This is a genomic window from Mesorhizobium amorphae, from assembly GCF_014843845.1.
Lineage (GTDB): Bacteria > Pseudomonadota > Alphaproteobacteria > Rhizobiales > Rhizobiaceae > Mesorhizobium > Mesorhizobium amorphae_A.
Genome location: NZ_JHQS01000031.1, coordinates 54,620 through 64,456, shown reverse-complemented (window position 1 = coordinate 64,456; position 9,837 = coordinate 54,620). Strand labels below are relative to the sequence as shown.

Sequence of the window (9,837 nt, the reverse complement as noted above, 5' to 3'; positions counted from 1 at the left end):
GGGGGGGCCGCGAAGGAACGCTGCCTGTGGTTCAACTCAGGAGAGCCAAAGACCTGCGAGAGACTGGATTTCGATTGCCTGAGACGTTGGCGGGACAGCGCCCCCCTCTGGCCTGCCGGCCATCTCCCCCACTTGGGGGGAGATCGGCAGCTTCACCTACGGCTCCGCGTCGAACACCGGCGTGAACGCCCTGATCGTGCACGGCGTCGGGTTGACGTGGCGGATCCTGACCCTGCCCTGCCCTTCCCAGCTGTCGTCGATCGGCACCTCGACATTGCCGGTGTAGAGCCTGGCCTTGCCGTCCGGCGCGACGATCGAGGGTATCCTCACCGCCTCCCAGCGGCCGCGGATCAGGGACTGCACTTCGAGCCCCGTGGTGTCGGTCTCGAGCAGCGACAGGATCACTTTCGCCACCTTCTTGCGGCGGCCGACGATCGAGCCGTCCTGGCCGCCGACGTCGAGCTCCAGCGTGTCGGCCTGCGCCTGGCAGGGAAGCCCGACCTGCCATTTCGTTGCGGTGGCGCCGCCGGGCAGCGTCACCTGGCCGGCGGCCACGGTGAGGCCGCGGTAGACCTTGCCCGACGCCAGCACGTCGACCGACTGGCCGTTGAGATGGCCGAGCCCGGAGACGGTGTTGATGGCGGCGCCCGCATAGGTCAGCCCGCAATCGACCTGGAAGGCGTCCTCAAGCGCGCCATATTCGAAGGGCGGCGTCATGATCTCGATATAGCGTTTCGTCACGCCGGCAATGGTGCGCCTGACGACCAGCCAGATGTCGTCGACGCCGTTCTGGCCGGGCGTCGCCACAGCGCTTTCGACGACCGCCCAAATGGAGCCGGCGAAGGCACCGCCGAAGCGATGGCGGTGCATGCCGCGCACCTCCTGGCTTGGCTGGTGCGTGTAGCCGCCAAGCTCGCCATTCTCGAGCGGAAACCACAGCATCGGGTCGGGATCGGCCTGGAAGGCGAGTTCGACCACGCCCTGCTTGGCGATATGCTCGGAAATCTGGCCGATGTCTTCGGACGAGAACCTGCCGGCCGAGGTCTGCGTCAGTTCGGCGATCGAGCGGCGCGAGCGCGTGACATAGAGGAACGACTGGCCGGCATCGACCGGACGGATGCCGGCGCAGCCGAAGGTGCGCGAGCGCCGGTTCTTGAACGATGACGGGGTCAATGCCTCGTCGATGCCGGAGCCGGAAAGGGCCCGCACCCCGCCCAGCGTCCCGATCAGCAGCGCGCCATCGGACTCGGCGATCCAGACGATATCGTTGGCCTGGCCGCCGCCGGCCTGAATGAACTCGAGCGCGTCGTCGTCTTCCTCGCCGGTGGCGAAATTGTTGAAGTCACCGGTGGCCGAGGCATAGACCGAGAACCTTCGGCTGAAGGCCAGCCGCTCCTCGTAGAGCGAGCCGCTCTCGACATATTTGCCGGCGACGAACGTGCCTAGCCGCCAGCGTGAGATCGGGTTCAGGTCGGGAAGCGCGTGGCCATAGAGGCGGATCGTGACGACCGTGGTGCTGATGCGCGCGGCGATCTTGGCCCAGCGCCAGCGGCCGTCGGATGCATAGAGCCGGATGGCCCGTCCGACATCGCTGGTCTGGAACCCGGCATCGCCGTTGATGCCGAGGATGGAGGAGGCTGTCAGGTTGAACGGCGTCATCAGATCACCGTCTTCGTTGGGAGCAAATTCCGCCAATGACGTGTTTGCACTGTCGGCGCCGCCGCCGCCCTCAAAGTCCCATCGCAGATATTCGAACGCGGCCTTGTTGAAGAATTCGAAGTAGCGGCGCTCGGAGGCGCTCCAGCCGGTTTCGCCCTGCCGCGCATCGATGGTTACCCAGTTCACGCCATCATTCGAGCCCTGAACCTCCCATTGCGTGGGCATGTCCGTGGCTGCGCCCGCGGCGCCTGTCGCCTGCAGCCAGTAGGCATTGCAAACCTTCTTGGCGCTGCCAGCGAGCCTGTACTGAACCCATGCCCCGGTGCCGCCTGTCACGTTGCTGACCGTTTTGCTGCTTTTGTCGAACAGCACCCACGCATCAGCCGCCCCGGTGGAGCTGGACACCGTACCGGCTGGAGCCGCCAAGCCGGTCATCTTCGGCACGAACGAGCCGTAGGATGCCGGTGTCAATGTCGTCCCGGTATCGTTGATTTCGTCATAAGGCCCGTCATCAAACTCGTAGTCCTCCAGCGTCCACGGTGCGGGTGAGAACCTTGAGCGGATAATCCTTGTGGCTGATCCACATCTGGTCGGCCGACTGCACATAGGCGAGGTCGAACAGGTCGGCCTCCAGGTAGGGCGAGGCCACTTCCACCGTGCCGACGCGGGCGCCATAGGCATAGACGCGGATATAGAGGTCGCCGAACTCCAGGCAGTAGGCCTGGTCGGCGCTGAAGATGAAGGGGACGGCACGCGTCCTCACGGCCGAATTCTTCACCTCGCCGACGAAATAGCTGCCGCCGCGCTTGCGGATGCCGCCATGCGGCAGCGTGACGAAGTTTTCGCACTTCGACAGTGCAGCGCGATAGAGATCGAGCGAGGCGCGCGCGTGCAGGCGCGGCGAGATCTCGCCGCGGGTGAAGACGTCCTGGACCGGATAGAGCGTCGCCATCAGCGTGCGTACCTGCTGTCGCCGCGCTGGATCGCCCAGGACGCGGTGTAGGCGCGGCCGCCGCGCTGGATGGCGTTGGCCGAGAAGGCTGCGTCCAGTGCGCGGTCATAGGCCGAGCGGGCGATGTCGATCATGCCGGCCTTGTGGGTCAGCGGATGCGCGATCTTGACGGCAAGGGCCGCCACCAGCACTTCGGTGAACAGCGCGTCCCAGTCGTTCGGGTCGGTGAGGTTGGCGATGTAGCGGATGGCGAGCGGGCCGGGCCGATCGGAATAGATGATCCCAGCCTCCTGGCGCCAGGAAACCGGCACGCCGTCCGGTTCGCCATTGTGGGTCGGCGGCAGCGGGCGCAGGCAATCGGCCGGCAGTTCATAGGCGACATTCAAGGTGCAGCCGCCGCTCCCGGTATCAGACCCGGGAACGCTTGCCGACAGGATGGCGAACACCCAGGCGTGTTTGGCCAGTTCGGCTTCGCGCGTCAGGTCGAAATGCAGGTTGAGCAGGCGCGCCGCCTTGACGTCCTGGTCGAGTGAATCGATCGGCGCCTCGTCGAGCACGGCGAGCGCCATGTTGGCGATGTCGAGCGGGGTGATGGCCATGGGTCAGCGCCCCCTCAGGGGGATGGGTCGGGCAAGGGTCATGGTGTCTCCGGGCATGAAAAAAGCCGCTGCGAAGCGGCTGGGACTTTTGGGGCGTGCGGGCAAGCGGAGCCGGCGGCAAGCTGCCGGCAGGACAAGGGGCGCGAAGACGTGCCCGAGAGGATTACGCCAATGATGGCGATGGAGTCCTAGGTCGGAATCGGTAGTGCCCTATCGACCTATCGGATCAGCACAGCTCGACTCACGAACGTCGCGGCCTCGCCATCCTCAGCCCCCTGTCCAGGGCCTCCTCCAAGCTTGTCATGTAGAGCGCGGTGTCTTCCAGCCCACCAAAGAAGTTTATGCGGTGGACTTCACCTTTCTTGCTCATGACAATTCCTGCGTCTCTGAGCAGTTCCTGAACTGATTTGTATGTCATCTCCACGATTACCCCTTGCCACCACAGGTATATGCTCGCTCTTTTGTGTAACCGATTGGTGCCGTTGACTGTGAAGCCCGCAACATAGGCCGCAGGATGGTCCTAAGCCTATCGAGCTAAGGCCTATCGGGCTAATTGTGCGGAACGCCAAACGCGCTCACACTCAATTTTCCGAAGCCCAGCAAGCCTCCAACGCGTGCTGATCCAGCTATCGGAATGTTTGCCGGCACCCAACTTCCCCCCGAAGCCCGTCGGCAGGCAAAGGCGGACCCACTGTCCCCCGGGTCCGCCTTTTTCTTGTGGAGCGGGAGCTTGTCGCTGCTCGGGCGGACGGAAGCTGTCGCTCTCGCCGCTGGGTTCATCGCTGGCGGACGGAAGCTTGCGCTTCCGCCGCTGGCGGACGAGAGCAAGCTCTCGCCGCTGGCAGACGGGAGCTTCGCTCCCGCTGCTTAAGCTTCAGTCGTCTTCAGCGCAATAAACGTCATGTTCTTGACGCTCGATGCGGTGCGGTCCCAGTTCGCCGCCAGCGCCAGTTCGGCATCGGTGGCGAACTCGCCGGCCGAGGCGGCGTCGAGGAAGCGGGTGCCTGGCACGTGCGGCACAAAGTGCCGGCGGCCGACCATTTCGGTGACGCCGCCGCCATGGCCCTGGCGCGGCTTGCGGTCGAACTCCAGCGGTCCGCCCTCGGTGTTGACGGGAAGCTCGTTCCACAGGATCGCCTTGTCCTTGAACATGAAGGCGGTGTAGACGCCGGCCGCGACCGGGATGTCGTCGTCGACCACGCAGCGCAGCCCCATATAGTAGGGGATGAGCGGCCCGCCCTGTTCGGACGACGGCACGTAGTCGATGAGGTCGGCGAGCTTCAGCGCCTTCATCTGCTTGGAATGCATCCAGATCGTCTTGAACCTGTCGGCGCGGTCGCCCATCAGATAGGCGGCCTCGATGATGTCGGTGTCGACGATGGAAGCGCCGGTGACGCGCACCAGGTCGCCGGCGTCGTTGGCGATGTTGTCGGCGACGACGCCTTTCAGGATGCCGAGCAAGGTCAGCTTGTTGGCGCGCTGCCAGTATTCGGTCTGGCGCTTGACGATCAGCTTCTGCGGATCGTCGCCGGCCAGGATCGAGGTCAGGTCCGGAACGCCCCACGCCTGGGCGCGGACATTGCGGGCGGCGACCTCGCGGCGCGAGCCGATCTTCTTCATCTCGATCGAATCGGCCGGATCGTCATTGACCGGCTCGGACGGATCGTTGCCGAGATCCTTCCAGCCGGGCATGTCGACGGAGCGGCCGCCCATCGACAGTTTCGAAGCGATCGACGGGTCGGAAAACAGGATCCCGGCCTGGTAGATCTCGAGCGACTGGACATGCTCCTCGAACGAGTATTGCGCATAGACGGACGGAACGATCGCGTCGGCGATACGGGTATAGGCGTCTGCCATTTTTTCTCTTCCTTCAGGGTTGGTTGATTGGCGGCTGATCTTCAAAGGCCGTTTCGAAACTCGCTCCGGCGAGCCAGGTGGTGGTGGTTTCGAGAACCGGAGCGCAGCGGACTTTGAGGTCCGTGAGCACCGGAAGCGCAGAAAACGCCGCCAGATGGCCGCCGGAGTAGAGTTTCCAAGCGGACTAGAGAGGGTTGTTCGGCATCCAGAGGTCCGGGTTCTCGCCGGCCTCGCGTGCCAGCCGCCGGGCGCGGGCTGAGTCGCTTTTGACGAGGGCTGAAATCGCCGAGATGTTGCGGTCGCCGGCGGCGTTGCGCCTGAAGGGATTGCCTCCCCGCAAGGTCGCGCCGCCGTCGATCGCGTCTTCGGTAAACATCGCTTCGCCGATGGCCTGGAAGGCCCTGGCGATCTGCGGATCGGTCAACGCTCCGTCAGGCAGAAGGATGCCCTTCGCTTTGTAGGCGTCGACCAGGCCGAGCTTCTTCATCGCCCGGTTGGCGACCTCCAGCTTCTGGCGAAAGCCGTCGCTGTCGGTCGGCCCCCAGTCCCTGACCAGCTCGTCATGGGTGGCTTCCACCGAGCGGGCAAGCGCGATCTCCTGGCACACCGCCTGCTCGGCCATGTAGCCGACGAACCTGTCGTGATAGGCCTGCGCGATCTTCGGCGTGGCACCGGCTTCGACCGCCCAGGCCTTGGAGGCGCTGGCGAGCTCGTCCGAATAGGCGAAGTTTTCGGGCAACCCTTCCGGGCGCCTGTATTCGACCTTCTCGGACGAGGTGAGCGGACGCATCGCCTCGGGCAGCCGGGCATGGAACCTGTCCCAGTCTTCCCTCGAGGCGTCCGCGGCCGGAACGCGCAGGCTTTCGCCCTGCTGCCGCTCCAGCTCCGCATAGGATGTGAAAACCCGATCGAGGCTTTCAGGCTTGGTCCAGCCCTTGGTTTCAGCGAGCTTGCGGTTGCCTTCGGAAAGACCGTCAAACCAACTTTTGGCCGTAGGCGGGGCGGACCCGTTGTCCCCGCTTGCCGGTGGCCGTACTGGGTTGCCCGCCGGCCGCGTGGCCACGGACCCGGCGTCTGCCAGATCTGTCATGAGATGTTCCTTTGTGTTGGGGTTCAAGCACCTTTTCAGCGTTGGAGATTGGCGAAAACCAAGGTGACATCTGATCTCCCCCCTTGAGGGGGAGATGGCCGGCAGGCCAGAGGGGGGCGCGACGGAACACGAGCGTTCGCTTCTTTGACCGGACACTGTCCCTCAAAAATGCGGGGTGGTTGGCGCAAGAGGTCGACGCTCTACGGCGCCCCCCTCTGTCCTGCCGGACATCTCCCCCACGAGGGGGGAGATTGGCTGTCATCGCCGCTTTCGCCAATCGCCGACGTTTTGCAAGGAGCTAGACATTATCCCCCCAGTTCTCCCACAGCAGCGTGATCGTGCCGGTCACCGCCAGCGTACCGTCGGCGTCGATGTCGGTGCCGGTGGCGAAGGCGAGGTTGAGACAGAGGTCGACCGGCGTCGCCGTGCCATCCAGCGTCGCTGCAGCCGCGATGTCGGCGGTCGAGGCAGACGAAAGCGCCGCACCCGCCCCGTCCAGCGTGCGGCCGGTCGAAGCCAGCACATTGACCATCGTTCCGGCGAGAGTGGCGCTCGACGCAGCCGCCGAGCCCAGCGACCAGGTCAGTGCTGCATTGTCGTTGATGGTCGAGGCGCGGGTGGTCAGCACGGCGAACTGCAGCCGCGCCGTGCCGCCCTTGATGCGCACCTTGCCGTCGGCGAAGTCGAAAATCTTTTGGGCAGCATAGGCCAGCGCATCGGCGACCGGCACCTGCATGCCGGCGAACGTGAAGACGGTGCGGTATGATCCGCCCTGCCCTGTGGTCACGGCTTTGAGGCCGAGCTTTGGCGGGGCAAGGCCGGCCTCGCGGGCAGCGGCGCGGACGAGTGTGCGGGGAAGTCCTCGGGTCATGGCATTTCTCCATTTTTGGGTGGAATTTTCTGGGCGGGGCTATTTTGATCGTGCGCCCGGCGCGCCTCGGGCGGGCGCGGCTCGCAACCTGATTCAAGCCAAGGCGTTATCGTGCTGTTCGCTCAGGGTGTTTCCGGTTTGGCGACCATGATCTTCAAGAGCCGCGAAACCATGTCTCATTTCGTGAGCAACGGTGCCGCCGTTCCGCCGTAATGCGACAGCACTTGGCAAGGCATTGATCCAAAACACCAATTCCACGTCTTCAAAGGAGACCTTCAGATGATCATCAAGAAAGCCATTGCCGCCGTGCTCATGACTGCCGCGCTGGCAGGGTGTGCGCAGACCGAAGGCCAGCAAAGAGCCACCACGGGCGCCCTGGTCGGCGGCGCCGGCGGCGCTCTCGTCGGCCAGGCCATAGGCGGCAACACCGAGAGCACGGTGATCGGCGCCGCCGGCGGCGCCCTTTTGGGCGCGGTCGTCGGCAGCGCCACCACACCGCAGCGGCGCGGCGAACAGCTCTGCCGCTACCAGGACCGCTACGGCCGCATCTACACCGCGCCCTGCGACGACCGATATTACAACGGCGATTATTGATCGTTAGCTTCCTTCTCCCCGTTCACGGGGAGAAGGTGCCCGAAGGGCGGAGTAGGAGGGGCGGCGCGACGTTCTGAGAGGCTGGCGCCGCCCCTCACCTGCCTGCCGGCATCCTCTCCCCGTAAACGGGGAGAGGGAAGGCAGTTTCGGCGTCTCACCTACCCCTCCATCCTCGCCGCCTTCTCCAGTGCCACCATCTGCGCTTCGTCCAGCGTCAAGAACCCCATGATGTGCTGCACCACCTCGGCCCGCGCGTTGCTGAGCGCGCTGTGCAGCTCGAAGCCGTTCGGCGTTTTGGTCCGTGCCATCCACTCGCCGTAGGACGGGCGCCGGTAGTAGCCGGTCACTGCCGCGAGATCGGCCAGCACCATTTCGCCGTCCTCGCCGGAGAAGACCCTGAGATAGGCCTTGGCCAGTGCATCTCGTGCCCTGGCCGGGCCGCCGGCCTGCGTGGAATGGGCGAAGCGTTTCCGGGTCATGCGCCGCCTGCCGCGCCCGGGGTGCCAGCGCCGGTCTCCGCCATGACCTGACCGCCCGTTGCGTCGACCGGCGCCCCTTGCCCGCCCATCAGCCCTTGCAGGCTGTCGAGCAGGCCGCTGTCGCGCGCTTGCACGGCCGCCGGCACGGCATCCTTGGCGACCTTGCCGGCGGTGGCGATCGCCGCCATGCCGGCCTGCGCCTGCTGTGCCTTGGCTCTCGCGCCACGCAGACCGGCCACTTCTTGCCTGCGGCGAAAGATGCGCTGCGGGCTGCGGCCGGCGCTCTGCACGATCTTCAGCGCCTCGTCGGCGTCGATATTGTCCATGATGCCGGGATCGAACTGCGCCATCTGCATGGCCGTCGTCACCACCTGGATGGTATCGCGGGCTTCCGCCGAGCGCCTGAGCACGTCGAGCGGGCCGGTGAAGGTCGGCCGCACCGCCTTGCCGGCGAGGCTCGCCGGCGGCAGGAAGCGGCTGTCCTCGTCATACAGCCCCTTGTCCTCGAGAATGCCGAGCTCGCGATCGAGATTGGTGGCAAAACCGGCCTGGATGATCGAGCCGGAGGGGCCGAGCAGCGCGCCCTTTTCCTCCTGGCGGATCAGCGCCTCGGTCGCGCTCATCTGCGGGTTCTGCACCAGCGTCTGGAACAGGTTGACGAACATCATGTCGCGGATTTCCTCGGCACGGCTCGCCGCGTAGTTGAAGGCATAGGTCGGGTTCTGGCCGGTCGAGATCGGCGCGATCAGCGGCCGGCCATTGTCGTCGATCAGGCCGGGATAGTTCTCGCCGGGATTGAGCACCGGCACATAGTCGAGCCTCGCCTTCGAGGCGGTCGCCGGATCGGTGATCTGCTGCAGCGCACGAAGCCCCGAGCGGCGCACGGCGTTTTCCTCGCGCACGGTGGTCAGCGCCTCGATGGCCGGCGAGATGCCGTAGGCGTCGCCCTCGTAGCGGCGCCAGTTGAAGCACGAGACCGGGAAGGTGCGAAACCCGCTTTCCCTGACGATCTCCTCCTCGTCCTCGATGACGTGCCAGGAAGCGAAGGCCTGATCGAGATACTGGTTGGTGCCGCCGCTGCGATACATGCGGCGCTCGTCGCGCGGCTTTATGCACTGGATCAGCGATATCTTCTGGTCGCATTTGGCGGGGTCGTCGACCAGCATCTTGATGCGCGCCGGCAGTTTTTCGTAGCCGAGCAGCTGCGCCGCCTGCCTTGCCGTGCGCTCGTAGCGGCGATGGAACGTGTCGACCTGGCCCCAGCGGTTGCGCGCGAGATAACCCTCGACCACGGGAATGGAGGCGTAGCGGATCAGCGTTGAGCCAAAGCCTTCCTCGGCATAGAGATAGGCCGGGCCGTAGCGCACGACGTTGCGCAGGCAGGCCTGCGTTGCCGGCACGAAATTCGAATTGGCGGAGTAGCGCAGCGCAAACAGGAAATCGCGCAAGGCTTCCGCCCATTCCTTTTCCTCGTCGGTCTCCTCGTCGTTCATCTCGGCGGTGGTCAGCCCATGCCATTTTTCCGACTGCGGGATGATCAGGCTTTCGAGCCCGGCGGCCAGCCGGTTGGCGGCCGAGTTGATGGTGTTGGCATAGACGCGGGCGCCGCGCCGCTCCTGCCGCTCGGCCTGCGAGCCCGGCCGCCGGTCCTGCGGCCGCTCCAGACATCGGGCGCGTCGGGATCGCAGAATTCGGAGACGGCCTCCCAGACGTGCTCGTATTCGGCGCGTTCGCTC

At 65.4% G+C, this 9,837-nt stretch carries 10 protein-coding genes; 1 reads left to right on the top strand and 9 read right to left on the bottom strand.

Going from position 1 to position 9,837, the window contains the following annotated elements; all coding sequences use genetic code 11:
• Window positions 1-156 precede the first annotated feature (156 nt).
• The 7 genes from DH08_RS15135 to DH08_RS15110 form a co-directional block, all read right to left on the bottom strand.
• A complete protein-coding gene (locus DH08_RS15135; protein ID WP_246800848.1) occupies window positions 157-2,130 on the bottom strand; it encodes a phage tail protein in 1,974 nt (657 codons plus the stop codon).
• Window positions 2,131-2,170: 40 nt separating this feature from the next.
• A complete protein-coding gene (locus DH08_RS36275) occupies window positions 2,171-2,611 on the bottom strand; it encodes a hypothetical protein (protein ID WP_246800847.1) in 441 nt (146 codons plus the stop codon).
• On the bottom strand, window positions 2,611-3,210 hold the full coding sequence (locus DH08_RS15130; protein ID WP_192180059.1) for a phage connector family protein: 600 nt from the start codon (window positions 3,208-3,210) through the stop codon (window positions 2,611-2,613). The genes DH08_RS36275 and DH08_RS15130 overlap by 1 nt, the downstream gene beginning before the upstream one ends.
• A gap of 241 nt (window positions 3,211-3,451) precedes the next feature.
• Window positions 3,452-3,628, bottom strand: a complete 177-nt coding sequence (locus tag DH08_RS15125; RefSeq protein ID WP_210328744.1) for a hypothetical protein — start codon at window positions 3,626-3,628, stop codon at window positions 3,452-3,454.
• 449 nt (window positions 3,629-4,077) lie between these two features.
• Complete coding sequence (locus tag DH08_RS15120; RefSeq protein ID WP_192180058.1) at window positions 4,078-5,067, bottom strand: Coat protein; 990 nt, start codon at window positions 5,065-5,067, stop codon at window positions 4,078-4,080.
• Between the two features lie 184 nt (window positions 5,068-5,251).
• Window positions 5,252-6,157 (bottom strand): hypothetical protein, encoded by a 906-nt coding sequence (locus DH08_RS15115; RefSeq protein ID WP_192180057.1) that lies wholly within the window; start codon window positions 6,155-6,157, stop codon window positions 5,252-5,254.
• 298 nt (window positions 6,158-6,455) lie between these two features.
• A complete protein-coding gene (locus tag DH08_RS15110) occupies window positions 6,456-7,028 on the bottom strand; it encodes a hypothetical protein (protein ID WP_192180056.1) in 573 nt (190 codons plus the stop codon).
• Window positions 7,029-7,307: 279 nt separating this feature from the next.
• Here DH08_RS15110 and DH08_RS15105 point away from each other — a divergent pair, with 279 nt between their 5' ends.
• Window positions 7,308-7,622, top strand: coding sequence for a YMGG-like glycine zipper-containing protein (locus DH08_RS15105; protein WP_192180055.1), 315 nt, complete (start codon window positions 7,308-7,310; stop codon window positions 7,620-7,622).
• A gap of 158 nt (window positions 7,623-7,780) precedes the next feature.
• On the opposite strand, the gene DH08_RS15100 is transcribed toward DH08_RS15105, so the two are convergent.
• Together DH08_RS15100 and DH08_RS15095 are read right to left on the bottom strand one after the other, a co-directional pair.
• Complete coding sequence (locus DH08_RS15100; protein WP_192180054.1) at window positions 7,781-8,101, bottom strand: Bbp19 family protein; 321 nt, start codon at window positions 8,099-8,101, stop codon at window positions 7,781-7,783.
• Complete coding sequence (locus DH08_RS15095; protein ID WP_246800852.1) at window positions 8,098-9,765, bottom strand: portal protein; 1,668 nt, start codon at window positions 9,763-9,765, stop codon at window positions 8,098-8,100. Before DH08_RS15095 ends, DH08_RS15100 begins: the two co-directional genes overlap by 4 nt.
• Between the last annotated feature and the right edge of the window lie 72 nt (window positions 9,766-9,837).

What these genes read in the sequence shown, in the direction of transcription:
- DH08_RS15100 (WP_192180054.1), bottom strand. Translation starts at nt 8,101, where the DNA reads ATGACCCGGAAACGCTTCGCCCATTCCACGCAGGCCGGCGGCCCGGCC.
- DH08_RS15105 (WP_192180055.1), top strand. Translation starts at nt 7,308, where the DNA reads ATGATCATCAAGAAAGCCATTGCCGCCGTGCTCATGACTGCCGCGCTG.
- DH08_RS36275 (WP_246800847.1), bottom strand. Translation starts at nt 2,611, where the DNA reads ATGGCGACGCTCTATCCGGTCCAGGACGTCTTCACCCGCGGCGAGATC.
- DH08_RS15115 (WP_192180057.1), bottom strand. Translation starts at nt 6,157, where the DNA reads ATGACAGATCTGGCAGACGCCGGGTCCGTGGCCACGCGGCCGGCGGGC.
- DH08_RS15110 (WP_192180056.1), bottom strand. Translation starts at nt 7,028, where the DNA reads ATGACCCGAGGACTTCCCCGCACACTCGTCCGCGCCGCTGCCCGCGAG.
- DH08_RS15120 (WP_192180058.1), bottom strand. Translation starts at nt 5,067, where the DNA reads ATGGCAGACGCCTATACCCGTATCGCCGACGCGATCGTTCCGTCCGTC.
- DH08_RS15125 (WP_210328744.1), bottom strand. Translation starts at nt 3,628, where the DNA reads ATGACATACAAATCAGTTCAGGAACTGCTCAGAGACGCAGGAATTGTC.
- DH08_RS15130 (WP_192180059.1), bottom strand. Translation starts at nt 3,210, where the DNA reads ATGGCCATCACCCCGCTCGACATCGCCAACATGGCGCTCGCCGTGCTC.